This is a genomic window from Nocardia sp. CDC160 (assembly GCF_035818795.1).
Taxonomy (GTDB): Bacteria; Actinomycetota; Actinomycetes; order Mycobacteriales; family Mycobacteriaceae; genus Nocardia.
Window position 1 is genome coordinate 983,755 of the sequence record NZ_JAYKYT010000004.1, and the last position, 24,594, is coordinate 1,008,348.

Annotated in this window: 26 protein-coding genes; 14 read left to right on the forward strand and 12 right to left on the reverse strand. The window is 68.4% G+C overall.

The window, feature by feature from the left end:
* Nucleotides 1-23: 23 nt before the first annotated feature.
* Entirely contained in the window at nucleotides 24-1,064 is a 1,041-nt protein-coding gene (locus VMT40_RS25870; RefSeq protein WP_326361386.1) for an Lrp/AsnC family transcriptional regulator, read from the reverse strand.
* A gap of 105 nt (nucleotides 1,065-1,169) precedes the next feature.
* Here VMT40_RS25870 and VMT40_RS25875 point away from each other — a divergent pair, with 105 nt between their 5' ends.
* Complete coding sequence (locus tag VMT40_RS25875) at nucleotides 1,170-2,333, forward strand: lactate 2-monooxygenase (protein WP_326361387.1); 1,164 nt, start codon at nucleotides 1,170-1,172, stop codon at nucleotides 2,331-2,333.
* A 23-nt stretch (nucleotides 2,334-2,356) separates the two neighbouring features.
* Here the strand turns inward: VMT40_RS25875 and VMT40_RS25880 are convergent, their stop codons facing one another.
* Both VMT40_RS25880 and VMT40_RS25885 read right to left on the reverse strand, forming a co-directional pair.
* Complete coding sequence (locus VMT40_RS25880; RefSeq protein ID WP_326361388.1) at nucleotides 2,357-2,785, reverse strand: SRPBCC family protein; 429 nt, start codon at nucleotides 2,783-2,785, stop codon at nucleotides 2,357-2,359.
* Nucleotides 2,786-2,809: 24 nt separating this feature from the next.
* On the reverse strand, nucleotides 2,810-3,220 hold the full coding sequence (locus tag VMT40_RS25885) for a DUF732 domain-containing protein (RefSeq protein ID WP_326361389.1): 411 nt from the start codon (nucleotides 3,218-3,220) through the stop codon (nucleotides 2,810-2,812).
* Nucleotides 3,221-3,419: 199 nt separating this feature from the next.
* Between VMT40_RS25885 and VMT40_RS25890 the strand changes: the two genes are divergently transcribed.
* Nucleotides 3,420-4,565 (forward strand): FG-GAP repeat domain-containing protein, encoded by a 1,146-nt coding sequence (locus VMT40_RS25890; protein ID WP_326361390.1) that lies wholly within the window; start codon nucleotides 3,420-3,422, stop codon nucleotides 4,563-4,565.
* Here the strand turns inward: VMT40_RS25890 and VMT40_RS25895 are convergent.
* Nucleotides 4,562-5,971, reverse strand: a complete 1,410-nt coding sequence (locus tag VMT40_RS25895; protein ID WP_326361391.1) for an amidase — start codon at nucleotides 5,969-5,971, stop codon at nucleotides 4,562-4,564. The genes VMT40_RS25890 and VMT40_RS25895 overlap by 4 nt on opposite strands.
* 140 nt (nucleotides 5,972-6,111) lie before the next feature.
* Between VMT40_RS25895 and VMT40_RS25900 the strand changes: the two genes are divergently transcribed.
* Both VMT40_RS25900 and VMT40_RS25905 read left to right on the forward strand, forming a co-directional pair.
* Nucleotides 6,112-7,236: a serine/threonine-protein kinase gene (locus VMT40_RS25900; RefSeq protein ID WP_326361392.1), complete on the forward strand. Its 1,125-nt coding sequence runs from the start codon at nucleotides 6,112-6,114 to the stop codon at nucleotides 7,234-7,236.
* Between the two features lie 72 nt (nucleotides 7,237-7,308).
* Nucleotides 7,309-8,208, forward strand: coding sequence for a hypothetical protein (locus tag VMT40_RS25905; RefSeq protein WP_326361393.1), 900 nt, complete (start codon nucleotides 7,309-7,311; stop codon nucleotides 8,206-8,208).
* A 36-nt stretch (nucleotides 8,209-8,244) separates the two neighbouring features.
* Here the strand turns inward: VMT40_RS25905 and VMT40_RS25910 are convergent, their stop codons facing one another.
* The gene (locus VMT40_RS25910) at nucleotides 8,245-9,210 is read right to left on the reverse strand and encodes an alpha/beta fold hydrolase (protein ID WP_326361394.1); all 966 of its coding nucleotides are present in this window, start codon (nucleotides 9,208-9,210) and stop codon (nucleotides 8,245-8,247) included.
* A gap of 53 nt (nucleotides 9,211-9,263) precedes the next feature.
* Between VMT40_RS25910 and VMT40_RS25915 the strand changes: the two genes are divergently transcribed.
* From VMT40_RS25915 to fadD8, 3 genes are read left to right on the forward strand one after another with little or no spacing between them, the layout of a single operon-like run.
* Nucleotides 9,264-10,112, forward strand: a complete 849-nt coding sequence (locus tag VMT40_RS25915) for an SDR family NAD(P)-dependent oxidoreductase (RefSeq protein WP_326361395.1) — start codon at nucleotides 9,264-9,266, stop codon at nucleotides 10,110-10,112.
* Between the two features lie 41 nt (nucleotides 10,113-10,153).
* Nucleotides 10,154-11,347 carry a thiolase C-terminal domain-containing protein gene (locus VMT40_RS25920; protein ID WP_326361396.1) on the forward strand — a complete coding sequence of 398 codons (1,194 nt, stop codon included), beginning with the start codon at nucleotides 10,154-10,156 and terminating at the stop codon, nucleotides 11,345-11,347.
* A gap of 24 nt (nucleotides 11,348-11,371) precedes the next feature.
* Nucleotides 11,372-12,982: a fatty-acid--CoA ligase FadD8 gene (gene fadD8 / locus VMT40_RS25925; protein ID WP_326361397.1), complete on the forward strand. Its 1,611-nt coding sequence runs from the start codon at nucleotides 11,372-11,374 to the stop codon at nucleotides 12,980-12,982.
* Between the two features lie 18 nt (nucleotides 12,983-13,000).
* Here the strand turns inward: fadD8 and VMT40_RS25930 are convergent, their stop codons facing one another.
* Nucleotides 13,001-13,666, reverse strand: a complete 666-nt coding sequence (locus VMT40_RS25930; protein ID WP_326361398.1) for a DUF1361 domain-containing protein — start codon at nucleotides 13,664-13,666, stop codon at nucleotides 13,001-13,003.
* 149 nt (nucleotides 13,667-13,815) lie between these two features.
* Between VMT40_RS25930 and VMT40_RS25935 the strand changes: the two genes are divergently transcribed.
* Nucleotides 13,816-14,103 carry a hypothetical protein gene (locus tag VMT40_RS25935; RefSeq protein ID WP_326361399.1) on the forward strand — a complete coding sequence of 96 codons (288 nt, stop codon included), beginning with the start codon at nucleotides 13,816-13,818 and terminating at the stop codon, nucleotides 14,101-14,103.
* Nucleotides 14,096-14,437 carry a hypothetical protein gene (locus tag VMT40_RS25940; protein ID WP_326361400.1) on the forward strand — a complete coding sequence of 114 codons (342 nt, stop codon included), beginning with the start codon at nucleotides 14,096-14,098 and terminating at the stop codon, nucleotides 14,435-14,437. The genes VMT40_RS25935 and VMT40_RS25940 overlap by 8 nt, the downstream gene beginning before the upstream one ends.
* Before the next feature lie 73 nt (nucleotides 14,438-14,510).
* On the opposite strand, the gene secG is transcribed toward VMT40_RS25940, so the two are convergent.
* The 4 genes from secG to VMT40_RS25960 all read right to left on the reverse strand — a co-directional run bounded on the left by secG (nucleotide 14,511) and on the right by VMT40_RS25960 (nucleotide 16,774).
* Nucleotides 14,511-14,744, reverse strand: coding sequence for a preprotein translocase subunit SecG (gene secG / locus VMT40_RS25945; protein ID WP_040858416.1), 234 nt, complete (start codon nucleotides 14,742-14,744; stop codon nucleotides 14,511-14,513).
* Nucleotides 14,745-14,858: 114 nt separating this feature from the next.
* Complete coding sequence (locus tag VMT40_RS25950; RefSeq protein ID WP_326361401.1) at nucleotides 14,859-15,614, reverse strand: MerR family transcriptional regulator; 756 nt, start codon at nucleotides 15,612-15,614, stop codon at nucleotides 14,859-14,861.
* Between the two features lie 19 nt (nucleotides 15,615-15,633).
* Nucleotides 15,634-16,104, reverse strand: a complete 471-nt coding sequence (locus VMT40_RS25955) for a VOC family protein (RefSeq protein WP_326361402.1) — start codon at nucleotides 16,102-16,104, stop codon at nucleotides 15,634-15,636.
* A gap of 34 nt (nucleotides 16,105-16,138) precedes the next feature.
* Nucleotides 16,139-16,774: a TetR/AcrR family transcriptional regulator gene (locus VMT40_RS25960; RefSeq protein WP_326361403.1), complete on the reverse strand. Its 636-nt coding sequence runs from the start codon at nucleotides 16,772-16,774 to the stop codon at nucleotides 16,139-16,141.
* A gap of 170 nt (nucleotides 16,775-16,944) precedes the next feature.
* Between VMT40_RS25960 and VMT40_RS25965 the strand changes: the two genes are divergently transcribed.
* The 4 genes from VMT40_RS25965 (at nucleotide 16,945) to VMT40_RS25980 (ending at nucleotide 22,787) form a co-directional block, all read left to right on the forward strand.
* Nucleotides 16,945-18,348, forward strand: a complete 1,404-nt coding sequence (locus tag VMT40_RS25965) for a lipase family protein (RefSeq protein WP_326361404.1) — start codon at nucleotides 16,945-16,947, stop codon at nucleotides 18,346-18,348.
* A 19-nt stretch (nucleotides 18,349-18,367) separates the two neighbouring features.
* Nucleotides 18,368-19,147, forward strand: coding sequence for an META domain-containing protein (locus VMT40_RS25970; protein ID WP_326361405.1), 780 nt, complete (start codon nucleotides 18,368-18,370; stop codon nucleotides 19,145-19,147).
* A 109-nt stretch (nucleotides 19,148-19,256) separates the two neighbouring features.
* Nucleotides 19,257-21,557, forward strand: a complete 2,301-nt coding sequence (locus VMT40_RS25975; RefSeq protein ID WP_442790061.1) for a thiamine pyrophosphate-dependent enzyme — start codon at nucleotides 19,257-19,259, stop codon at nucleotides 21,555-21,557.
* A gap of 288 nt (nucleotides 21,558-21,845) precedes the next feature.
* Complete coding sequence (locus tag VMT40_RS25980) at nucleotides 21,846-22,787, forward strand: M56 family metallopeptidase (protein WP_326361406.1); 942 nt, start codon at nucleotides 21,846-21,848, stop codon at nucleotides 22,785-22,787.
* 28 nt (nucleotides 22,788-22,815) lie between these two features.
* On the opposite strand, the gene VMT40_RS25985 is transcribed toward VMT40_RS25980, so the two are convergent.
* Nucleotides 22,816-23,190: a BlaI/MecI/CopY family transcriptional regulator gene (locus VMT40_RS25985; RefSeq protein WP_326361407.1), complete on the reverse strand. Its 375-nt coding sequence runs from the start codon at nucleotides 23,188-23,190 to the stop codon at nucleotides 22,816-22,818.
* A gap of 57 nt (nucleotides 23,191-23,247) precedes the next feature.
* Complete coding sequence (locus VMT40_RS25990) at nucleotides 23,248-23,610, reverse strand: ACT domain-containing protein (RefSeq protein ID WP_326361408.1); 363 nt, start codon at nucleotides 23,608-23,610, stop codon at nucleotides 23,248-23,250.
* Between the two features lie 118 nt (nucleotides 23,611-23,728).
* Between VMT40_RS25990 and VMT40_RS25995 the strand changes: the two genes are divergently transcribed.
* Nucleotides 23,729-24,553 carry a TIGR02452 family protein gene (locus VMT40_RS25995; protein WP_326361409.1) on the forward strand — a complete coding sequence of 275 codons (825 nt, stop codon included), beginning with the start codon at nucleotides 23,729-23,731 and terminating at the stop codon, nucleotides 24,551-24,553.
* Nucleotides 24,554-24,594 lie beyond the last annotated feature (41 nt).

The window sequence follows — 24,594 nt, forward strand, 5'->3', positions numbered from 1 at the left end:
CGGGTTGTGTCGTGTTTCTCGAATTACTCGACGCCGGAGTGGGTTTCGAGCCAAATGTCCGGGGGCACGACGGTGCGGGAGCGGCCGTGGTGGTCGAGGATGCGGCCGAGGAGTTTTTCGTGGCGCAGGGTGATGGTGCGTTCGGTGACGGTGAGTGCGGGATGCAGGGTGGCGAGCTGGTTTTCGAAGCGGGTCACCTCGGCGACGGAGTGGAGGCCCGCCTGGAGGATGAGGTTGTGGGTGCCGCTGACGGCGGCGCAGTTGCGGGTCTGGGGTAGGCGGATGAGGTCGTACCCGATGTCGGGGAGGGCGGCGGTGGGCGCGGTGGCCGAGTAGGTGACCGCGACCGGCCAGCCGCCGAGGGGGCGGGCGAAGTCGCAGCGGAAGCTGAGCAGGCCCAGGCGAATCAGTTCGTCGAGGCGGCGTTTGACGGTGGAGGCGCTGGTGGCGAGGGTGTTGGCGAGGGCGCTGTGGGTGGCGCGACCGTCGCGGGAGAGCTCGCCGAGCAGGGCTCGGTCCAATGCGGTGATGCGTCGACCGCGGTCGTCGGCGGCCACGGCCTGCGGGGTGCGCAGTTGTTCGCGTTGGCCGGGGGCGAGGGCGTCGATGCGCCAGCTGCCGCCCTCGGCGAACCAGTGCGTCACGATCTGGGTGCGCAGGGCTGCGATGTGCGCGACGGCGGGCAGCACATCGAGGGTGTAGCGCGACATCTGCGCGAAGTCGCCGGTGGCGACGGTGGCGAAGATGCGGTTGCTGCCGCCCGCTCGTTCCAGGGTCAGCATGTGCGGGTGGGCGGCGAGTGCGGCCACGACATCGTCGGTTTTGCCTGCGGCGCAATCGATATCGACGTAGGCGGCGCAGACCTGGTCGAACAGGGCCGGGCCCGGTGAGACGCCGATCCAGGCCTCGCCGCGCTCGCTGAGCCGCTGCCAGCGGCGCGCGACCGTCACCGGGTCGACGCCGAGCACCCGGCCCAGGTCGGTCCAGGAGGCGCGCGGCCGCAGTTGCAGGGCGTGGATGAGCGCGAGGTCGTCCTCACTCAGCAGCCTGACGTCATCCTGCACGTTGCGATACCTCCTGCGCGAATCCTGCGATTTACTGCCTCATGGTGCTCAGTCTCGCACAATCGGGAGGACACTTCGGTCGAGCACGAAACTGGAGAGCGCATCGTGGCATTCGGGGATTTTCAGAACGAGATCTACTTCAACGGGTTGCGCGGGGTGGTGCCGAACTATCCGGTGAGCTTCGCGGAGCTGGCCGAGAAGGCTCAGGCCGCGATGCCGCCGTCGGTGTGGTCGTATGTCGCGGGCGGGGCCGGTGACGAGCGCACCCAGGAGGCGAACGTGCGCGCGTTCGATCGGTGGGGGGTGATTCCGCGGATGTTCGTGGGGGCCAAGCAGCGGGATTTGTCGGTGGAATTGTTCGGGATGACTTGGCCTGCACCGGTTTTCATGGCTCCGGTAGGGGTGATCGGGTTGTGTGCGCAGGATGGGCACGGGGATGTGGCGACCGCGAAGGCGGCGGCGCGTACGGGAGTGCCGATGGTGGCGTCCACGCTGACCGTCGATCCGATGGAAGAAGTGGCGGCCGAATTCGGGGATACGCCAGGGTTTTTCCAGCTCTACACGCCGACCGATCGGGAGCTGGCGGCCAGTCTGGTCGAGCGGGCGGAGAAGGCGGGGTTCAAGGGGATCGTCGTGACCCTCGATACCTGGGTCACCGGGTGGCGGCCGCGGGATCTGTCGACCGGTAACTTCCCGCAGCTGCGCGGGCACTGCCTGGCCAACTACTTCACCGATCCGGTTTTCCGGGCGGGGCTGGCGCAACCGCCCGAGCAGGATCCGCAGTCGGCGATCCTGAAATGGATTCAGGTGTTCGGCAATCCGCTCACCTGGGATGACCTGCCGTGGTTGCGATCGTTGACGACGCTGCCGCTGATCGTGAAGGGCATCTGCCATCCCGAGGACGCGCGCCGGGCCAAGGATTTGGGCGTGGACGGCATCTACTGCTCCAATCACGGTGGGCGACAAGCCAATGGCGGACTCCCAGCCCTGGACATGCTCCCCGAAGTGGTCGCGGCCGCCGACGGACTGCCGGTGCTGTTCGACTCCGGGGTGCGCTCGGGCGCGGACATCATCAAGGCCCTCGCCCTGGGTGCCACCGCGGTCGGCATCGGCCGCCCCTACGCCTACGGGCTGGCGCTGGGCGGGGTGGACGGCATCGTGCACGTGCTGCGCACGCTGCTCGCCGAGGCCGACCTGATCATGGCGGTCGACGGGTATCCGACACTGAAAGACCTGACCCCCGAAGCGCTTCGCCCGGTCTCGGTCTGAATCTCGGTGGCTCGCGCCGAATCTCACTGGCTCGCACCGAGGCGTTCGGCCAGAATCCCGGCGCGGGCCAACTGGACCTTGCGGGCCTGGCCTGAGGCGAAGCCCAACAACCCGAACGGGGTACGCAGGTGCAGTTCGTCGTCCACGCGGGTGCCTTCAGGCGTGCCGGTGAGGTCGAATCGATACGCCATGCGCACGCCGCCGGGGCTGTTCACCTCGCCCCAGACGGCCTTGCCGGGTGTGCCCAGTAGCGATACCCGAATGTGGTTGTCGTACTTCAGGCCCAGGAACCGGAATCGCTCCACCGCCACATACGAATCGGGCTGGATGTCGTGCACGGCGACGACCAGCGGCGACAGCCCGATGTAACTCTCGGGCCGGATCAGGTGCTCGTACACCGCCTGCGCGGGGGCCGGAACGGTGAAGGTATTGCGGAGTATCTTCGCGGGCACCCCCGCACCTTAACCGCCCGGTATTCAATTCCCCAGATAGGAGAACTCCGGGCAGAAAGCGCCGATGGACGCCCCAATGATGACACCGGATTGATCGGCGGTGAACTCCGTGCCTTTGGTGAGCCGATCGGAAATATGATCCAGGGATTGCGTATTCGCCGTCACGCCCAGCACCGCATTGGTTTGCAGGGACGCGCACACCGTGCGCCCCATGGTGATCGTCTTGTCGCGGTCGGCGAATCGGATTCCGGCCCGCTGCAGGGTGGAGATGAACCGATTCTCCGCCTCGGGGCCGTTGGGGAGATCGGTGAGGGTGGGAACGACCGGTTTGATCGGGCCGTGGGAGGGGGTGGCCGGAAGGTTTTGGGCGTCTTCGGTTCTGCCGCAACCCGATACCAGGATCAGAAAGATAATTCCAATCGAAAGCTTTCGCATCTTCGCGACCGTACTCGCGGGCCCATCATGAACCGATCACGCGCCGATCACCGGGGTGTACGACACTGTGCACGAGCCGCGGTCGCACGGTTCCGACAATCGGCCGAATTGCGTGGAAGATCAACGTTTGCTGTGACGCGGTGTCCTAGAGTCCGTGCCCACCACCGTTTCGTGGTGTCACCCCGACTCAGGAATATCTATGCACGCACGCGTTTTTCGTCGTCTGTTCCTCACCGCCGCGCTCGCCTCGGCCGCCGTGCTCGCCCTGCCCAGCGCGGCGTGGGCGGCCGGAGCCATCAATTTCGCCCCGGCGGTCAATTCGCCCTCCGGTGGCTCGTTCCCGTCGTGGGGTCCCGGTCCCGCCCCCAGCGGCATGGTCGCCGCGGACTTCGACGGTGACGGGAACCTGGATATCGCGGTCGCCGACTTCCAGGGCGCGGGACCGGTGCTCATGAAGGGCAAGGGCGATGGCACCTTCGCGACCGGCACCCGCATCGGCTCGGTCGGCAACGGGTTCGGCGCGTTGGCGGTCGGTGACCTCAATGGCGACGGCAAACCCGATCTGGTCGCCCAGTCCTGGACCCAGATCGTGGTGTTCCTCAACAACGGCGACGGCACCTTCACAACGGGCCAGACCTACACCACCGTCGAAGGCGCGCAACAGGAGCTGACGGTCGCCGACGTGAACGGCGACGGCAAGGCCGATGTGCTGAGCCTGCTGCCGACCGGGGTGCAGACCTGGATCGGCAAGGGCGACGGCACGCTGACCGCGGGCCCGGTCACGACCATTGCGGGCACCCCCGCCGCCTTCACCACCGGCAAGTTCCACGCCGGGGGCAAGGTCGACATGGCGGTCAACAATGACGTGACCCAGCAGGTCGAGGTGTTCTTCGGCAACGGCGACGGCAGCTTCACCCGCAAGGGCGCGAGCACCAGCGGCCTGATCACCGAGGACGTGCGCGCCGCCGACTTCGACGGCGACGGCATCGACGACATCGTCACCGCCGACTCGTTCTCCTTCAGCACCACCGTGCTCATCTCCGACGGTCAGGGCGGGTTCAAGAAGACCAACCGCATCAACCTCTCGGGCCTGGGCCCCGACAGCATCGCCGTCGGCGACTTCAACCACGACGGCAAGATGGACGCCGCTATGTCGGCGGTGCTGAATTCGAAGATCGTCATCTTCACCGGCAATGGCGACGGAACCCTCACCAAGACCGGCGAATTCGACGTCACCACCCAGCCGCAGACGCCGGTGGTGGCCGACTTCAACAAGGACGGTAAGCCCGATATCGCGGTGGCCGGTGACGCCAACGCGGTGTCGTTCCTGAAGAACATCTCCTAGCCGGTGGGCGCATCCTGGATGCGGCGCGGGGGACGCGCCGCCTCCAGGGTGTAGGCCAATTCCAGCAGGGTGCGTTCGTCGCCGTGGGCCGCGGAGAAAAGCATGCCGATCGGCAGGCCCGCGGCGGAGGCCCCCATCGGGAACGAAAGGGCCGGGGCGCCGGTGACATTGGCCAGCGGGGTGTAGGTGACGTAGGCGAGCAGGCGGTCGAAGACCTCGTCGAAGGGCTGGTCGGGGCTCAGGTAGCCCAGGCGCGGTGTGGGCGATGCCAGGACCGGGGAGACCACGAGATCGACGTCGCGGAAGGAGGCCGCGTAGGCGTGGCGGGTGCGGGCGAGGCGATACAGCAGCGCCGGTGAGCGCAGCATCGAACCGCGGAAGCGTCCGGCCAGACCCCGGGTGAAGGTGTCGAGGTGGGCGGCGTCGAAAGACCGGTCCAGGGTGAGCTTTCCGGTGAGACCCAGCAGGTAGGCCAGCATGGCCCAGTAGGTGGCGAAGTCGTCGGCGAACCCGGGGTCGACCGGGTAGTCGATGGGACGGACCTCGTGGCCGAGGCCTTCGAGGAGTTTGACGGTGTCGTCGAGGACGGCGCGGATCTGCGGGTCCAAGGGTGCGCCGGTGATCGGTTCGGACAGCACCCCGATGCGTAGCTTGCGCTGGGCCGGGCCTTCCACCAGGCCGACCGGCGGCAGCGCCGGATTACGCCAGAACCGTTCGGCCGCCGCGAAATACGTGGCGGTGTCGCGCACTGTGCAGGTGAGCACGCCCTCGGAGACCAGGTTGATCGGCATGGATTTCGCCTGCGGGCCATCGAGATGCCGACCGCGCGTCGGCTTCAACCCGACCAGACCGCAGCAGGCGGCGGGGATGCGGATCGAGCCGCCACCGTCATTGCCGTGCGCGATGGGCACCACGCCCGCCGCGACCAGTGCGGCCGAACCGCCCGAGGACGCACCGGAGGAGAACTCGGTATCCCAGGGATTGCGAGTGGGCGCTGCCCCAACGAATTCCGTGGAGGCGTTCAACCCGAATTCGGGCAGGGTGGTCTTGCCGAGCACGGTCATTCCGCTGGCCAAAAACTGTTTCGCGTAGGGACCGTCGCCCTTGGCCGGTCGCGCCCGAAACGCCGCGCTGCCGTGCTGGGTCGGCAGTCCCGCCAGATCGGTGTTGTCCTTGACATAAGTCGGCACCCCGAACAGCAGGGCCTCACGATCGGTGGACACGAACGGCGACTCCGGTTCGCACACAATCGCGTTCAGCTCCGGATTCACCCGCGCGGCACGTTCACGCGCGGCCTTGGCGACCTCGGCGGCACTCAACTCTCCGCGCCGAATCAGCCCGGCGATCGCCACCCCGTCGTGTTCGCCGAGGGCGTCATCGGTGAAGGCGTGAACTCGCACAGCCATGATTCGGGCCTCCTCCATGAAACTCGTGCCCCGACCCTACACAAACTGGACGAGCGAACAGAAGGGTTCGTGGCGCGCGATCGCCCGCGCAACCGCCGGGAAACTCCGCGGTGGGACCCGCGACCGACCACACTGTGCGCATGGTGTTGGTGCCGGGCACGGTCTTCGCCGGATTCACGATCGAGGCGCTGCTGGGCCGCGGCGGCATGGGCGAGGTTTATCGGGCCCGGCATCCGCGCCTACCGCGCCGGGTGGCGATCAAGGTCCTCACCGACGCGGCCGCCCAGGACCGCGCCTTCCGCACCTACTTCGACCGCGAAGCCGATCTGGCCGCCCGCGCCCACCACCGCAATATCGTGACCGTCTTCGACCGCGGCATCGAGGACGGCCGTCCCTGGATCTGCATGGAATTCATCGACGGCACCGACGTGGCCGCACTGTTGCGCCACCACCGATCCGGCCTACCCCTGCCCCAGGCCCTGCACATCCTGACCCAAGCCGCCGCGGGCATCGACCACGCGCACCGCCAGGGCCTCCTGCACCGCGACATCAAACCCGCGAACATCCTGCTCGCCCCCGGTGATCCGGGCGAGCCCGACCGAGTCCTGGTGTCGGACTTCGGCATTGCCCGCCTGCTGGATCAATCCACGGCCCTGACCGCCACCGGCTCGTTCCTGGCCACCCTCGCCTACGCCCCACCCGAGACCTACACCGACACCCCCGTCGGCCGACCCGGCGACCTCTATTCGTTGGGTGCGACCCTGTTCGAAATGCTCACCGGCTCGGTCCCTTTCCCGCGCGCGAACCCGGCGGCCATCATGCACGCCCACCTCTTCGACCCGCCGCCCAAACCCTCCGACCTGCGCGCGGGCCTACCCCTCCCGTTCGACGCCGTGCTCGCCACCGCGCTGGCCAAGAATCCGGCCGACCGCTTCCCCACCGCCCGCGCCTTGGCAGCGGCCGCGACCGCCGCGCTGCCACCGAGCGCACCCACCACGACACTCGCCCGGCCCGTGGCGACGCGACCGAATCGGTCGCACGGGCGGCAGCTGGTCGGCTGGGGGCTGGCGATCACCGCGGTGGCCGGAATCGCACTCGCCTACAACACTCTTCGCACCCACCCCACCGACCTCCCGCCCTGTCCGACCACCGAAACCCAGCCCACGCCGACCGACTACCCGGCACAGCCCACGGCCCCACCCCTGGGCGTACCCGCGGCCACCACCACACCCGTACCCGGCGTGAACTGCCGCGTTGTCCACTGACTCCGCACCCGACGAACTCGGCACCACCAACCTGCGAGGTGGGTGGCGGGGGTGCCCGTAGGGTAGGGCGGCATGACGCTCGAGCAGGTTGTGGCGGAACTGTATGGGCTTGCGCCCGGGGAGTTCGTGGCCGCTCGGACCGAGTGGGTGCGGCGGGCTCGCGAGAGTGGGGACAAGGCTTTGGCCGAAGCCATTGCGAAGCTGCGGCGGCCGACGGTCGCGGCGTGGGCATTGAATGTGCTGGCTCGCGAGGCCAGCGAGGATGTGGCCGCGCTGTTGGAGGTGGGTGAGGCGCTGCGGGATGCGCAGCGGCGGCTGTCGGGTGAGCAGTTGCGTGCCCTGGGTGCACAGCGGCAGAAGGTGGTCAACGCGGTCGTCGGCAAGGCTGTGGAGTTGGCCGCGGGGCGGGGGCAGCGGCTGAGTGAGGCCGTCGTGCGCGAGATCGGCGCGAGTTTGCAGGCGGCGCTGGCGGATCCGCAGGTTGCCGAGGAGCTGCGCGCCGGGACGCTCACCGCCGCGGCTACTTACGAGGGCTTCGGGCCTGCCGCGCTGTCCGCGGTTCCCAGCGTCGAAACACGTTCGACGACAGCCGATTCCACCGAGGAGCACGGTGCGGAATCGGGCGCGCGGACCCGTCGGCGCGCCGATGCCACGACGGCCGACGAGCCAGCATCCGATCCGCAGGCCGAGGTGCGGCGTGCGCTCGAGGAGATGCTCGCCGAGGTCGAATCCGCGCGCGCCGCTGTGGCTTCCGCCCAATCCGAGCACGACCGGGCGGCCGCCGAGCTCGCCGATCTCGACGACCGCATTCACGCCCTGCGTGCCGAGTTGACCGAGGCCGAACACCGCCGCCGGTTCACCGCCGCCGCCGAGCGTTCTGCCCGCGAGGGCCTCCAGCGAGCGCAGAAACACCTCGACGCGGTCGAACGCCGCGTCGAACGAACCCGCAAGCAATTGACTCCCGACGACTGAGCGGTCTTCACCCCACGTTCCCTGGATCGAATTCGGTTACAGATCCAGGGATTTCAGGCTCGACAGCAGGAATGCGTTGACCGCCTCGGTCTGCTCGAGCTGGACGAGGTGTCCGGCGTGCGGAACCTCCACCACCTCGCGCAGATCGGTGACATTCGCCCGCAAGGTGGCCAGGGGGTCGCGGCCGCTGAAACCTTCCATGTCCGGATCGTTTTCGCCGTACAGAAAGAAGGTCGGAACCTCCACCTTGGCGTCGGCGTAGGCGGCGGTGAGCTCCCAGTTGCGATCCAGGTTGCGGTACCAGTTGAGGCCGCCGGTGAAGCCGGTGCGTTCGAAATCGGCGGCCAGAGTGTCGAATTCGGATTGAGAGAGCCAAGGCCAGGGCAGGGCGGGGGCCTGGGGCAGGGCGTCGAGATAGCCGATGCCGGGCGGGTTCTTCCAGGTGTCGAGGTAGTGGTAGTCGCCGGAGAGGGAGTAGTAGACGCGGGCCAGGAAGCCGCGGGGGTCGGCGGCGAGTTCGGCGTCGGCGACGCCGGGCTCCTGGAAGTAGGACAGGTGCAGGAAGTGACGCTCGGCCGCGCGGGTCCAGAAGGCCGAGGGGGCTTTCGGGGGGCGGGGGGCGAACGGGTTGTTCAGGACCATGGCCGCGGCCACGCGGTCGGGGTGGCGCAGGCTCAACTCCCACACCAGTTGCGCGCCGAAGTCCAGGCCGACGAACACGGCACGTTCGGCGTCGATGTCGTCGAGCAGGGCCAGCAGATCGCCGATGACGGCGGCGTTGGTGTAGGCCGCGGGGTCGGCGGGGATGTCGGTGCGGCCGTATCCGCGCAGGTCGGGCGCGATGGCCCGGTATCCGGCGGCGGCCAGGGCGTCGAGTTGGCGATGCCACATGAACCAGGTGTGCGGGAACCCGTGACAGAACACGACCGGGTGGCCCGCCCCGATGTCCGCGACGTGCATGCGGACCTCCCCGGTGTCGATCGTCCGATGCGTCAGTTCCACTCCGCCTCCAATTTCTAGAACACGTTCCTATTTCAAGGTAGTGTCCAGAGGTCGTGAGCGAAATACCCAAGATTCTCGCCGGAAAGGTCGCGGTGGTGACCGGGGCCAGCCGAGGCATCGGCAAGGGCATCGCCCTGGAGCTGGGCGCGGCCGGGGCGACCGTGTACGTCACCGGGCGCACCGTCACGCCCGGACACCTGCCGGGCACGGTGGCCGCCACCGCCGCCGAGATCGACGAGCTCGGCGGCACCGGCATCGCGGTGGTGTGCGATCACCGCGACGACGCCGCGGTGGAGAAACTCTTCGCGCGGATCGGCGACGAGCAGGGCCGCCTGGACGTGCTGGTCAACAATGTCTACGACGCCCCGGGCTCGGCGCGCTGGATCGGCCGCAAGTTCTGGGAGGTGCCGCCCAAGGCGTGGGACGCGGGCTTCGACATCGGTGTGCGATCGCATTACGTGGCAAGCGTTTTCGCCGCGCCGCTGATCATCGAATCCCAGGGCCTGATCGTGAGCGTCTCCTCCCCCGGCGCGATCCGCCAGATGCACAATGCCGTCTACGGTGTGGCCAAGGCGGCGGTGGATCGACTCACCGCCGAGATGGCTCACGACCTCGCGGGCACCGGCGCGACCGCGGTGTCGATCTGGCCGGGCATCGTGAACACCGAACTGCTGCAAATGGTTCCGCCGGACAAGGACGGCCGCCGCCTGGTCACCCTGCCCGGTGAGGGCACCTTCGATCTGGATCAGGCCGAGACCCCGCACTTCCCCGGCCGCGCGGTGGTGGCCTTGGCCGCAGACCCGAATCGCCTGGCGCGCACCGGAAAAGCCTGGAAGGTCGCCGATCTGGCCGAGGCGTACGGCTTCACCGACCTCGACGGCCGCGTTCCGCGCGCCGACTGAACCTCGAATTGCGTTCCCGAAGAACAGGAGTGGACAACCCTATGCGACGCGTTTTCGTCGTCGGCGTGAACATGACGCCGTTCGTCAAGATCGGTTCCCGCGAGTGGACCTACCCGGAGATGGTCGCCGAGGCGGTCAACGGTGCGTTGAAGGACGCGGGCGTCACCTACGACCAGGTGCAGCGCGCCGCGGTCGGCTACGTCTTCCAGCCCTCCGCGGCCGGGCAGCGCGCCCTCTACGACATCGGTTTGACCGGCATCCCGATCGTGAACGTGAACAACAACTGCGCCACCGGATCCACCGCGCTCATGTTCGCCCGCGAATGGGTCGCCTCCGGCCTCACGGAGGTGGCGTTGGCGGTGGGCTTCGAGCAGATGACCAAGGAGGCCATGGCCGGTCCGGCCACCAAGCCCAAGGTCACCACCGTCGACGCGCACCTGAAGGTCAACCGCGAGCATTTCGAGTTCTCGGCCGCCCCGATCACCACCCAGTTCTTCGGCAATGCCGCCCTCGAACATATGAAGCGCTACGGCACCACGCCCGAGCAGCTGGCGGCGGTCGCGGTCAAGAACCACGAGCACTCGACCCGAAATCCCCTGGCCCAGTTCCAGGATGCCTACACCCTCGAGCAGGTTCTCGCCGACAAGCCGGTGCACGGTCCGCTGACGCGCTCGCAGTGCTCGCCCATGTCCGACGGCGCGGCCGCGGCGGTCGTGGTGAGCGAGGAGTTCGTCAAGGCCCACGGCCTCGAGGCCCAGGCCATCGAGATCCTGGCCCAGGAGCTGGCCACCGACGACGGCAGCGCCTTCGCCACCGGATCCATGATCGACGTGGTGGGCGCGCCCATGACCCGGGCCGCGTCGTCGAAAGTGTTCTCCCGCGCGGGGATCGGCGTGCACGATGTGGACGTGATCGAGTTGCACGACTGCTTCTCCATCAACGAGCTCATCACCTACGAGGCGCTGGGCCTGTGCGGCGAGGGCGAATCCGGTGCCCTGGTGGAGTCCGGTGCGACGACCTACGGCGGCACCTGGGTGGTCAACCCCTCGGGCGGGCTCATCTCCAAGGGCCACCCCCTGGGCGCGACCGGCCTGGCCCAGTGCACCGAATTGTCCTGGCAGCTGCGCGGACTCGCGGGCGAACGCCAGGTGGCGGGCGCGCGCACCGCGCTGGCACACAATCTGGGCCTCGGTGGCGCGGTCGTCGTCACCCTGTACGCGGCCCACACGGCATGAGATATCGGACGGAATGAGGAAGCCATGACAACACTCGATCCCGACACCCTGCTGCGGCTGCCCGTACACAATGGCCACGCCCTGGTGGCCGGTCTCAAACGGCACAAGAACCGGCCCGTGCTCACCTTGGGCGACCACATCCTCACCGGCGGTGAGGTTCTCGACGGGATGAGCCGCTATATCGACGCCTTCGCCGAGCACGGCGTCACCACCGGCACCCCGGTCGGCGTGCTGGCCCTCAACCGCCCCGAGGTGCTGTTCACCATTGGCGCGGGCCAGATCGTGGGCTCGCGCCGCACCGCCCTGCATCCGATCGGCGGGCTCGACGATCACGCGTATGTGCTTGCCGACGCCGGTATTTCGACGCTCATCCTGGATCCGGTGCCCGCGTTCGTGCAGCGCGCCCGCGAACTGGTGGACATGGTGCCGACACTGACCAAGGTGCTGGTGCTGGGTCCGGTGCCCGAACTGCTCGCCGATGTGGGCGTCGACCTGCTGGCCACCGCCGAGAAGTTCGAGCCGCGCGAGGTCAAGGCGGTCGAGTTGCTGCCCAGCGATGTCATCTCGATCAGCTACACCGGCGGTACCACCGGCAAGCCCAAGGGCGTGGTCGGCACGGCGCTGACCATGAACACCATGACCCAGATCCAGCTCTCGGAATGGGAGTGGCCGCGGCATCCGAAATTCCTGATCTGCACCCCGCTCTCGCACGCGGGCGCGGCGTTCTTCCTGCCGACGGTGCTGCTGGGCGGCCAATGCGTGGTGCTGCCGCGCTTCGACGCCGGAGAAGTGTTGCGCGCCATCGAGGAACACAAGATCTCCGCGACCATGCTGGTGCCGTCGATGCTGTACGCGCTGCTGGATCACCCCGACTCCCACACCCGCGACCTGTCCTCGCTCGAGACCGTCTACTACGGTGCCTCGGCGATCGACCCGAATCGGTTGCAGGAGGCCATCGATCGGTTCGGGCCGATCTTCGCCCAGTACTTCGGCCAGTCCGAGGCCCCGATGGCGATCAGCTATCTGGCCAAGGACGAGCACGACAAGGCGCGGCTCACCTCCTGCGGGCGGCCCTCGGTGGCGGTGCGGGTCGCGCTGCTCGACGCCGAGGACAACGAGGTGCCCCAGGGCGAGGTCGGCGAAATCTGTGTCTCCGGACCGCTGTTGGCGGCCGGATACCTGAATCTGCCCGAGGTGACCGCGGAGACGTTCAAGAACGGGTGGCTGCGCACCGGCGATCTGGCCCGCCAGGACGAGGACGGGTTCCTGTTCATCGTCGGGCGCTCCAAGGACATGGTGGTCACCGGCGGATTCAATGTGTTCCCGCGCGAGGTGGAAGACGTTGTCTCCGAACACCCGAAGGTGCTCACCGTCGCCGTGGTCGGTGTGCCGGACCCGCACTGGGGTGAGGCCGTGACCGCGGTGCTGGTGCTCGAGGCCGCCACCGCCGCCGACCCGGCCGCCGTCGAGACGGTGACCGCCGAGATCCAGGCCGCGGTCAAGCAGCGCAAGGGCTCTGTGCAGGTGCCCAAGCATGTGATCGTGATCGAGGAACTGCCGTTGACCGGGCTCGGCAAGCCGGACAAGAAGGCGATCCGGGTGCTCGCGCAGGAGCGCCTGGGCCTGGCCCGATAGTGCGCGAGAGGCGCTCGGCTAGGCGAACTTTCGGGTTCGCCACAGCCGGGCGCCTCGGCGCAGGCTCTCGATTCCGGCCTCGATGACCGCGCGGGTCACGAAGTGCCCCAGCGCGGTTGCCACGAACACCGCCGCGATCAGCACCGGCGCCCAGTTCCAGCTCAGCGCCAACATCATCCGATCGAAGGTGCCGCGCGGCTGCACGACCGGCTCCCAACTGTTCAACCGCACCCAGCGGCCCAGGAAAACCCCGATCGCGCACAGCAAATGGATCGCGAGCGTCACCGGGGTGCGCCACGCGCCCAGGCCGCGCGCCGCCAGAAACCGGGCGAGCTCGGCCAGCACCAGGTAGTAGGCCACGAATCCCGAGGCGATGAACCCGGCGTACACCGGCAGGATCGTCGTCACCACCGGCCCGTTGCCCGCCGCGCGAATGTCGTAGCGCAGATGCACGAGATCGGTCACCACATAGGGCGCGTTCGGCAGGAACAACAGCAGCAGCGCGACCCCGCCCCACCAGATCGGCGAAATCGGCAGCCGCCGTTCGTCTTCCCTGCCACCGCGAAACACCAGCAGCGCCAAAGCCACCGGCACCCAAGCCAATACGGTGTTCCAGCCCATCCAGAACAAATTACGGTCCAGCACCCCCGCCAGGCTCGGCGCGACCGTCTTCACCGGGTCCATCCGTTCATGATGCAGACCGGTTGCCACGCCGTCACGACAGTCGCGCGCACCTTCACCGAATCCACACATTTACCCCGTATCACCCAGGTTCCCGACCGGCCCTGGTCGACAGGTGGCGACCAGCTGTTTTACGATCGTATTATGCGGCCGTGGGATATGAGATTCCCGAATGGGCCCTGGACGTCGCGGCACGACTCGGCATCGCACCCGAGGAGATCCTGCGGGTCCTGACCGGTCCCGGCCGACGCTGGCCGCGACCGGTGCGCGGAACGGGCGGGCTGCCCGCCCTGATGATCATCGGCCGTTCCAGCGCCGGGCGGCCGCTGGCGGTGGTGCTACGACCGCTGTCGCAGTGGGACCAGCAGGTCGTCGGTGTCACGCCGGTGACCGGCCAGCTCCTCGCCCAGTTCGAACAATGGGAGGCGGACCATGAATGATTACCCCGATCAGGGCTACCCGCACACGGCCGAGGAGGCCCGCGACTTCCTCGACAGTCTGACCTTCGACGAGGACGCCCCCACCCCCGAGCTGCCGGGCCCCGACACCCCGGTCACGGTGCTGCGCACGGTCCGGCTGCCCTACGCCATGGATCAACGCATTCGTGCCGAGGCCGACCATCGCGGGGTGAGCATGTCGGATCTGATCCGCGACTTCCTCACCATCGAACTGGCCGCCCTCGACGACGACACCCCCATCAGCCGCGCCGACGCCCGCCGCGCCCTCACCGCCGCGTTGGCGAGTCTGGTTCCGGTGCACCAGCATCCGGCCTGACCCTCCCCCGGCGCACACGACGAATCGCCCGGGCACCTTGCCGGTGCCCGGGCGATTGCAGTGAACCGGGGAGCTAGGAGAACTTGATCTCGAGGCCGATGCCGAGGATGGAGATCAGCCAGATCAGACCGAGGAAGATGGTGATGCGGTCGAGGTTCTTCTCGACGACGGTCGAACCCGACAGGCTCGACTGCACGCCACCACCGAAGAGGCTGGACAGACCTCCGCCCTTGGCGCGGTGCAGCAGCACCAGCAGCACCAGCAGCACGCTGGTGATAACGAGGAGGATATCCAGGAACATCCGCATGGCCGACAGTCTAAGCGGTTGGTACCGAAGTACCCGAATCAGGCCATGCCCGGCCCGGCCCGAGACCACGCCCGCCCCGCCCAATGCCCGCGCACAGGTCGCGGCCGCGACCGATCACAGCGTGCGCCGCACGTATTCGAGCAGGGCGTCGCGGACGAAGGCCGCGCCGACGGGGCCGCCGTAGGTGGCGGCGAAGTTCTCGTCTTCGACATACGTCTCGGCCACACAGGTGAGCATGGCGATCGAGCGCTCGCGGTCGCCGTCGAACAGCGGGGTGCCCGGCACCGCGCGCAACCAGTCGACGTGGCGGGCGGCCAGGGTCTGGGCCCGCTCGGAGTCGGGGGCGTGGCCGTCTTTCCACGCCGCGATCCATGCCGCGATGAGATCGTCGGTGTCGCGTTTCCAGTCCCGTTGCTGGGCCAGGGTTTTGCCGTGCCACCAGGCGTTGCTCTCGGTGTAGGCGCGCTCGCCCCAGCGTGCGATGACCTCGTCGCGGTAGGGGTCGTTGAAGCCTTCGAGCAGCATCTGCAGGGAGCCCTCGGCGGCTTCGCGGGCGTCGAGGCTGTGGCGCAGGGCGCGGATGCGGTCGTCGAGGCGGGCGCGTTCGGCCTCGAGCAGTTGCAGATGCGCGCCCAGCGCCTTGTGCTCGTCGCGTTGGCGGTCGAGGACCTCGGCGATGACGGGCAGGCTCAAGCCGAGGTCGCGCAGCAGCAGGATGCGCTGCAGCCGCGCGACGGAGTCGGCGTCGTAGAAGCGGTAGCCGTTGTGGCCGACCCGGGCGGGCGGGAGCAGGCCGATCTCGTCGTAGTGGCGCAGCGTGCGGCTGGTGACGCCGGCGCTGTCGGCCAACTGCTGGATCGTCCACTCCACGAAGCCCTCCCGGATCTGCTCAGTTCTTACCGACCCAGTCACCCTCGAAGGTCTTGGCCCACTGCTTGGCCTGATCGATCTCGGCCATGCGGGGCGCGGTGAGGATGACGCGATTGCCGTCGGGATCATCAATGGTGACATCGCTGGTGTACCAGGCGGTGTCGGCGGGGCCTTCGATGCGGGCTCCCGGGAAGTCGCGCTCGCGCAGCGACTTCGCGCGCTCGGCGAGGTCCTCGCCACCGGCGGAGAAGCTGACGGTGGTGGACCCGGTCTTCGCCTGTCCCGGGACCAGCAGCAGGTCCTGGTATTTCATCCGGCGCAGGTGCACCACGACCGGCGTGCCGTCGGGTCCGGGAATGGTTGCCAGCGCGATGAATCCGACGGCCTCGTAGAAGGCGGTGGCCGCGGCGATGTCGGTCACCGCGAAGTTGGCGAACATGGGCATGGGGTAGATGGTCCGGTCGATGGCCGGTGTCGTGTTCTCGCTCATGGGAGCGACGCTAAGAGTTGACGTAACGGCAAGGTCAATTCTCGGGTTCGGGGTGTGCGGCACGACCGGAGTAAACAGCCAGCATGTCCTCCACCAGCCGCAGCACCGAGGCGTCCAGATCGGGTCGCTGATAGACCCCGCGCACCACAGCCTCGCCCGAGAACACGTGCAGCAGCAGGAAGAACAGCGGTTCGCGCACCGGTTCGGGGAAGTCGGCGAGCAGTCCGCTGCGTTCGAGGGTGGCCACGATCTGGCGGTAGTAGTTGTCGGCGATGGGCGCGATGCGTTCGCGTAGCTCGGTGTCGGAGCGGGCGGCCAGGAAGATCTCGCGCAGCGCGTGGGTGAGATTGGACTGTTGGGCCTGCCGCAGGAACCGCAAGGCCACATCGAGTGGATTGTCCTGCGCCCCAAGATGTTCCATGGTAACTGTGTAGCCGACCAGTTGCCGGGCGAAGACCTCCTCGGCGGTGCGCACGATGAGGTCGAGGCGGGTGTCGAACTGGCGGAACATGGCCCCGGCCGAGAGTCCGGCGCGCCCGCAGATCTCCTGCACGGTGGTGCGCTGATAGCCGACCTCCCCGATGGCGGCGATGGTGGCGTCGACGAGTTTGGCCACGGTGGCCGCCCGGCGCTCCTGCTGAGTGCGCCGCGGGCGCGAAACTTCGCTCACGACCGACCATCCTGCCCGCTGCCGAGCAGGCAGCAAACATCCGGCCCGACGTGACCGTTGACACATTCCACCTGGCCATCCTATTGTCTGAGACGCAACTTAGAAAACATCTGCTCTCTAAATATCGGGGGCGGGCGCTCGGCCGCCGCAGCGGCAGCGAGGAGTTCGACATGACAGCGGGGACCAGGGCGATCGCCCAGGCATGCGCGGCGGTGGCGGCGGGGCTGACCGTCGCGGTCTGCCCGGGGCTGACCGGCACGGCCGCGGCCGACCCGGTGCCGGTGCAACCGGCCCTGCCCTTCCCGGTGCCACCCGCACCGCCGTATTTGGATCCCGGCTTCTACCAACCCGATCCGGCCCGGGTGGCCGCCGCCCAGCCCGGGGAGATCCTGGCCGCCCGCCAGGTCAATCTCGCCAATGTGTGGCTGCTGCCGCTCAATGCCAATGCCTGGCAGCTGTCCTACCGCAGCACCAACACCCGCGGGGAGCCGATCGCGGCGGTGGCCACGCTGGTGGTGCCGCATCGCGCCGCGCCGAGCGGGCAGCGCGGGCTGGTGTCGTTCCAGATGGCCGAGGATTCCTTGTCGGTCAACTGCGCGCCCTCCTACACCTTGCAGATGGGATCGCTGCCCAATCCCTTGAATCCGGTGATGGAGGCCGAATTCGTCGAGGTGCAGGCCATGCTGCAACTCGGGCACGCGGTCGTCATCCCCGATCACGAGGGACCCAACGCGGCGTACGCGGCCGGACCGCTGGGCGGGCGCATCACCCTCGACGGGATTCGCGCCGCGGAGGCCTTCGATCCAGCGGGACTGCCGGGCACCGACACTCGCGTGACCATGTGGGGCTACTCCGGTGGCGCGATTCCGACCGCGCACGCCGCCGAGCTGCAGCCGAGCTACGCGCCCGAGATCAACCTCGTCGGCTCGGCGGCCGGTGGGCTGCTGGCCGACATCCGCGCCTCGCTCAACTACAACAACGCGACCTCGACCTTCGGCGGCGCGGTACTGGGCGGGTTGTTCGGCGTGGCCCACGAATACCCGCAGCTGAACCAGTTCATCGACGAGCACATGAACCCGCTGGGCAAGGGGCTGCGGCTGATCCATGAAAACCAGTGCGTGGCCTTGCAGTTCGCGGCCTTCCCGTTCGTGAACATCAAGGGCCTGTTCGACTATCCGGGCGATCCCATGCAGGCCCCGGAATTGCAGCCGGTGCTCGACGACATCAGCCTGGGCCACCGCGGCACCCCGACCTCACCGCTCTACATCTACGAGGGCACCTTCGACGAAGTGATGCCGCTCAACGCGGTGAACAACACCTACGACATCTACTGTCGGGACCCGAACGCGCGCGTGCAGTACACCCGCGACCTGCTCAGCGAGCACGGCATCGCCGCGGTCTCGAACACCGCGAGCGCGGCCCTGTGGCTCAACGACCGCCTCAACGGGATTCCCGCGCCGAGCGGCTGCCACAATCGCGACGTCTACTCCGGCATTCTCGACCCGGGCGCGATCGGCGCGTTCGTCAACGCGATCGGGCAGACCCTCGCGTCGGCACTCGGGATGCCGGTCTAGTCGCCGTACGATCGGGCCTATGCCAGCAACTCGTGGATGGGTTCTGCTCGCGCTCGCCACCGTCGCCGCCGCCGGATGTTCCTCCAGCGGCGAGCAGGCCGGTACCCCGCCCGCCGCGCTCATGGGCCATTCGTTCGTGTCGACGGCGGTGTCGGGGACACCCATTCCCGGCGGCGGCCCCCTCACCCTGACCTTCACCGACGGTCGGGTCAGCGCCACCTCGGGCTGCAATACCGCCACCGGACCCGTTGACCTGCAAGGCAATACGCTGCAGGTCGGCGAGCTGGCCAGCACCCTGATGGCCTGTCCGGGCGAGGTGGGGGGCGCGGACGGCTGGCAGGAGGGGCTGCTGCGCTCCCAACCCACCTGGACGCTGGTCGGCGACACCCTCACCCTGAAGGGCAACGGCTCGACGGTGACCCTGCGCGACCGCAAGGCCCTGCACCCCGACAAACCGCTCGTCGGCACCACCTGGATCGTCACCGCGCTGCTGCACACCGACGCCGAGGTCCACTCGGTCACCATCGACGAAGTCCGTCCCGCCCTGACCATCTCCCCCGACGGCACGGTCTCCGGCAGCGCGGGCTGCAACACCATGACCGGCACCGCCCACATCGACGGCGCCGAGGTCACCTTCGCCATCGCCACCACCCGCATGATGTGCGACCCCCAGGTCATGGAGGTCGAGCAGGCGGTGCTGCAGACCCTGGACGGAAAGACCACGGCCAGCATCGATTCCGACGACCTCACCCTGCGCAATGTCGGCAACAACACCGGGCTGAAACTGCGCGCCGAATGAGACCGCCCGGTTGGACTGGCCGAGCGATCGGAAGTTGCCGCGAGAAGCGGCCTTTCAGATCTACGCTGAGCCCGGTGTACGCGACAAACGCGACATATGGGAGGGCGTCATCAACGACCGGGAAGCCGACCTGGACCAGTGGTTTCGCGCGGAACTCGCCGCGACGACACCGGGACCCGCACGCCCTCCGCACGAAACGATCGACGCCGCCTCCGGACTCACCGGACAGTTTTGCCTGGACCTGTTCGACGCGCAGGCCGCCTCCAGACACCTGGACCTGGCCGCACGCCGCCTGACCCGGGAAGGCCACGGCTACTACAGCATCGGATCCTCCGGACACGAGAGCAATGTCGCGGTCGCGGCGGCACTGCGGGTCACCGATCCGGCACTGCTGCACTATCGATCCGGGGCGTTCTTCGTGCATCGGGCCCGGCAGGTGCCCGGCCTGGACCCCATCCGCGATGTCATGCTCGGCGTCGCCGCGGCAGCCGCGGACCCGATATCCGGTGGACGGCACAAGGTTTTCGGCTCCCAGCCCGCCCATGTCATCCCGCAGACCTCCACCATCGCCTCGCACCTGCCGCGCGCGGTCGGACTGGCCTTCGCCATCGAACGCGCCGCACAGCTGCGACTGACCTCGCCCTGGCCCGGGGACTCGGTGGTGGTGTGCAGCTTCGGCGACGCCTCGGCCAATCACTCGACCGCGGCGGGGGCCATCAATACCGCCATCCACACCGCGCATCAGAACGTGCCCATGCCGATCCTGTTCGTGTGCGAGGACAATGGACTCGGCATCAGCGTGCCCACCCCGCGCACCTGGATCGAACAGGCCTACGGCTCCCGACCCGGCCTGGCCTGGTTCGACGCCGACGGCGCGGACCTGCCCGCCGCCCTGACCGCCGCGCGCGCGGCCGCCGACCACGTCCGCACCCACCGCAAACCCGCCTTCCTGCACCTGCGCACGGTGCGCCTGCTCGGCCACGCGGGCTCCGATGTCGAATCGGCCTACCGCCGCCCCGCCGAAATCGCCGCCGACCTGCGCCGCGACCCCGTCACCGCCACCGCCCGGCTGCTCGTCACCGCGGGCGTGGCCACCCCCGCCGACGTCGCCGCCAGATACGACGCCATCGCCGAACAGGTCGCCGCCGCGGCCGAAAGCGCCTGGAACGAACCGAAACTCACCTCCGCGGCCGCCGTGGTCGCCACCCTCGCCCCCGCCCGACCCACCGTGGTCCGCACCGACGCACTGCGCGCCATGCCCGAGGGCGACAGAAACGGCGACAGAAATGGCACGAGCCCCACGTCCACACCGAACGCCGCCGGTGCCGACACGGCGAACGCGCAGCACGGCGGGACCGATTCGCCAGCCTCCCCCGCCTCCGCCGGTGACCCGCTGACCCTGGCCCAAGCGCTCAATCAGACACTGGCGCACCTGCTCACCCGCGATCCGGACGTCCTGGTGTTCGGCGAGGACGTCGGCCGCAAGGGCGGGGTGTACGGCGTCACCAAGGGACTGCAGCAAAGCTTCGGTGTGCGACGGGTTTTCGACACCCTCCTCGATGAGCAGAGCGTGCTGGGCACCGCGCTCGGGGCGGCGCTGGCCGGGTTCGTGCCGATTCCGGAGATCCAGTATCTGGCCTACGTGCACAATGCCGAGGATCAACTGCGCGGGGAGGCGGCGACGCTGTCGTTCTTCTCCGGCGGCCGCTACCGCAACCCGGTGGTGGTGCGCATTGCCGGGCTGGCCTACCAGAAGGGCTTCGGCGGGCATTTCCACAATGACAATTCCATTGCCGCGCTGCGGGACATCCCGGGCGTGGTGATCGCGACACCCTCGCGCGCCGACGACGCGGCGGCCATGCTGCGCACCTGCGTGTCGGCCGCGCGCGTGGATGGGCGGGTCTGTATCTTCCTCGAGCCGATCGCGCTCTATCACACCCGCGACCTGTACCGCGCCGGGGACGGGGCGTGGCTGGCCCCGATTTCCGGTGTGCGCCATGCCGATATCGGTCGCGCCCGCGTCCACGGGACAGGCTCGCATCTGACCATTGTCAGCTTCGCCAATGGCGTGCCCATGAGCCTGCGGGTGGCGCGGCGACTGGCCGCGGACGGCATCCACGCGCGGGTGCTGGATCTGCGATGGCTCGCGCCGCTGCCGATGGAGGACCTGCTCGACAATGCCCGCGCGACCGGGCGGGTGCTCATCGCCGACGAAACCCGCCGCAGCGGAGGCGTTTCCGAGGCGGTGTGCACCGCCTTGCTCGACGCCGGATTCGACGGTCCCCTCGCCCGCGTCACCAGTGCCGACAGCTTCGTACCGCTGGGGCCCGCGGCCTCGACGGTGCTGCTCGACGAGGCGGCCATCGAATCGGCCGCCCGCAAGCTCCTCGCCGCGCCACCGGCTCGCTGACCGTTGTGACGACAGGTGGGGTCGGGCTTGCTCGCGGAAAACACCCGGCCCCACCTGCCCTCGACGCCGGTCCGGTCGGCGTCCCGGTGCCGTTGAGGGGACGACACCCGGCTTATCTACGTATCAACTACGTAGGTACGTAATACCGCACGGTCCGGGCCGAACGCAAGCGAATCGTGCCGTCCACCACAACCCAGATTTAGTAAGCCTGCCCTCAGTTTTGGTCTCTACACTCGAGGACCAATCCAAGGGAGGACCTCCAATGCGAGCGCGAACGCGGGTGCGGCCATGAGCGTCGCCCTCTGCCTGCTGCTCTACGGCTTCGCCGTCGCCGTCCTGGCACCGCGACTGCTCCGCAGACTAAGCATCGAGGGCACGGCACCGCGCATCGCCATCGCCGCCTGGCTCGCCGCCATGGCCTCCACCGTCCTCGCCTGGACGGTCACCCTGGCCATCCTCCTCATCGACATTGCCACCCACCAGATTTCCCTGTTCCCGGTCCGCTTCATGGACGGCTGCCTGCTGCACCTGCACGACGCCGCCGTCGGCGACTACGGCCACCCCGTCCAGACCGGACTGCTGGCGCTGTCCGGATTCGCCACGCTCGCGGGCATTCTCGTCGCCTACCGGCTCGCTACCACCCTGCTGCGCTCGCGCCGCCGCACCCTCGAACACGCACGCATGGCCCGCCTGGCCGGACGCCACCACCCCGACCTCGACGCCGTCGTTCTCGACGTCGACCACCCGGCCGCCTATTGCGTTGCGGGCAAACCCCATACGATCGTGCTCAGCCGCGGCGTGCTCACCGCTCTCGAGGACCACCACCTCGACGCGGTCCTCGCCCACGAGCGCGCCCACCTCGACGGCCGCCACCACCTGCTGCTCACCCTCACCCGCGGATTGGCCAGCGTACTGCCCCGCCTGGACCTGTTCACCGTCGGCGCGGCCGAGGTGGCCCGGCTCCTGGAAATGCTCGCCGACGACGCCGCCGCCCGAAAACACGGACCCGACACCGTCTTACAGGCACTGCTGACACTGTCCGCACTGCCGAGCCCGCCCGCCACCGCGCAAGCCGCACTGCTGCCGCGCGTGCGCCGACTCTCGGCACCGACGACTCCGCCACGGTGGTACGCCCGCGCCATGGCCACCGCGGTCGCCTTGCTGGCGGTGTCGATTCCGGTGGCCGCCATCATCACCGCGGGCATCGGCATCCGAGTCTGCGCGGTCTAGCAGCAGTCCCGCACCGGCACGCCGGGATTCAGCGTGACTTGGACCGCGAGAGCTTGCGCAGCGCCGCGCGCAGCCCCTCGGACTCCTCGGAGCTCATCTGCTCGACGAAATGCGCCAGCACCACATCCGAACGGCCACCGCTGCCGAGCGCCTCACGCATCAACCGCGCGCTGTACTCCTCGCGACTGAGCGTCGGCCAATACCGGTACGCCTTGCCGACGCGCTCCCGTTCGAGCCAGCCCTTGCGATGCAGATTGTCCATGGTGGACATGACCGTCGTGTACGCGATATCGCGTTCGCGCGCCAGCTCGTCGAACAGCTCACGGACGGTCGTCTTCTCGGAGCGATCCCAGATGCGTTCGATGACGACCGCTTCCAAATCCCCGAAGCCCCGCGCACTCACCTGTGACGTCTCCTTACCGGGACGCGCCCTTCATACGTTCTACGTACGTAGACAGTATCACTCCGCGATCCGGTGTCCAGCGTCCTTCAGCGCCGCCGACGCCTCCTCCAGCCGATGCGCCGGAACCAGCACCAAATCGGCGTGAAATGTCGATGCCACGAACACCGGAATCGACGACTCGGCCAGCGGACCGATCAACGCCGCGAGCGTGCCGGGCGTATTCAGACCACCCGCATCGATACCGTAGAAACCCTTCCAGATCTCGCCCTCCGCCCACCCGGGCGCTTCGCGCACCACGGTCAAACCCTCCGGCGCACGCACCAGGGCGATCCACTCGTCATCCTCCGGGAACGTCGAATTCGGCAGATGGTCGAGGGCGAACTGCGACGGGACGATCCGCAAGCGCTGGGAGCCGGTCATGGCCACATCCTAGGCGGCACGGGCGACACCAAAGACCTTCTGAACACCCCAAACTCGAATTAGTCGATGCAACTAAAATAGGATGCCGTCCGGGCCGCCGACCCGTATGGTCTGTGAAATGAGAAGTAGCCCAAAGCAAATCGCCGAACAGAACGAACTCATCGCCGACACAGGTCGATACCGCACCGTCGACGGGACGCCCGTCGACATCAGTGCCGCACTCGCGGCCGCACGCGCCGGAACCATCTCCTACACCCCCGACGCCGAAGTCAGCGGCGGGGCACGCGGCCCCTTCACCGGGACCCTCGAGATCACCGCCGAAGGCAGCGTCCAGGCCGCGCGCCGACTGCACGCCGAAGGCGGAAAAGCCATCGCCGTGCTGAATTTCGCCTCCGCGCGCAATCCCGGCGGCGGCTACCTGCGCGGTGCGCGCGCCCAGGAAGAGGACCTCTGCCGCAGCGCGCTGCTGTACCGGTGTCTGCTCGAAGCCCCCGATTACTATGCGGCACACCGCGCCTCGGACGACCTGCGCTACAGCCACCGGGTGATCTACTCCCCCGACGTGCCGGTGATCCGCGACGACCACGGCCACCTGAGCCCCGAACCGATCACCGTGTCGTTCCTGACCTCACCCGCGCCGAATGCCGGTGCGCTGGCGGACCGTTCGGGTCACCCCATCCCCGTGCGCGAAATTCTCGACGAACGTGCCGACCGGGTGCTGGCCATCGCCGCCAGGCACGGGGTCCGCGAACTCGTGCTCGGCGCGTGGGGATGCGGTGTGTTCCGCAATGATCCCGCCGAAGTCGCTGCGGCCTTCGACCTCGCCCTGAGCAAACACGGCGCGGCCTTCGACCGCGTGGTCTTCGCGATCTGGGACCGCTCCCCGATCTCGGCCAACCGCACCGCCTTCGAAGCCCGCTTCACCCAGCCCTCCTTGTCCTAGCGCTTTTCTGCTGACGGGACCCGGCGCTGGGTTTCGCGGCA

Excerpts from the sequence above, each read along its gene's own strand:
- VMT40_RS25900 (WP_326361392.1), top strand. The coding sequence starts at position 6,112 with ATGGTGTTGGTGCCGGGCACGGTCTTCGCCGGATTCACGATCGAGGCG.
- fadD8 (WP_326361397.1), top strand. The coding sequence starts at position 11,372 with ATGACAACACTCGATCCCGACACCCTGCTGCGGCTGCCCGTACACAAT.
- VMT40_RS25995 (WP_326361409.1), top strand. The coding sequence starts at position 23,729 with ATGAGAAGTAGCCCAAAGCAAATCGCCGAACAGAACGAACTCATCGCC.
- VMT40_RS25905 (WP_326361393.1), top strand. The coding sequence starts at position 7,309 with ATGACGCTCGAGCAGGTTGTGGCGGAACTGTATGGGCTTGCGCCCGGG.
- secG (WP_040858416.1), bottom strand. The coding sequence starts at position 14,744 with ATGCGGATGTTCCTGGATATCCTCCTCGTTATCACCAGCGTGCTGCTG.
- VMT40_RS25930 (WP_326361398.1), bottom strand. The coding sequence starts at position 13,666 with ATGGACCCGGTGAAGACGGTCGCGCCGAGCCTGGCGGGGGTGCTGGAC.
- VMT40_RS25920 (WP_326361396.1), top strand. The coding sequence starts at position 10,154 with ATGCGACGCGTTTTCGTCGTCGGCGTGAACATGACGCCGTTCGTCAAG.
- VMT40_RS25890 (WP_326361390.1), top strand. The coding sequence starts at position 3,420 with ATGCACGCACGCGTTTTTCGTCGTCTGTTCCTCACCGCCGCGCTCGCC.
- VMT40_RS25885 (WP_326361389.1), bottom strand. The coding sequence starts at position 3,220 with ATGCGAAAGCTTTCGATTGGAATTATCTTTCTGATCCTGGTATCGGGT.
- VMT40_RS25970 (WP_326361405.1), top strand. The coding sequence starts at position 18,368 with ATGCCAGCAACTCGTGGATGGGTTCTGCTCGCGCTCGCCACCGTCGCC.
- VMT40_RS25965 (WP_326361404.1), top strand. The coding sequence starts at position 16,945 with ATGACAGCGGGGACCAGGGCGATCGCCCAGGCATGCGCGGCGGTGGCG.
- VMT40_RS25990 (WP_326361408.1), bottom strand. The coding sequence starts at position 23,610 with ATGACCGGCTCCCAGCGCTTGCGGATCGTCCCGTCGCAGTTCGCCCTC.
- VMT40_RS25895 (WP_326361391.1), bottom strand. The coding sequence starts at position 5,971 with ATGGCTGTGCGAGTTCACGCCTTCACCGATGACGCCCTCGGCGAACAC.
- VMT40_RS25955 (WP_326361402.1), bottom strand. The coding sequence starts at position 16,104 with ATGAGCGAGAACACGACACCGGCCATCGACCGGACCATCTACCCCATG.
- VMT40_RS25940 (WP_326361400.1), top strand. The coding sequence starts at position 14,096 with ATGAATGATTACCCCGATCAGGGCTACCCGCACACGGCCGAGGAGGCC.
- VMT40_RS25980 (WP_326361406.1), top strand. The coding sequence starts at position 21,846 with ATGAGCGTCGCCCTCTGCCTGCTGCTCTACGGCTTCGCCGTCGCCGTC.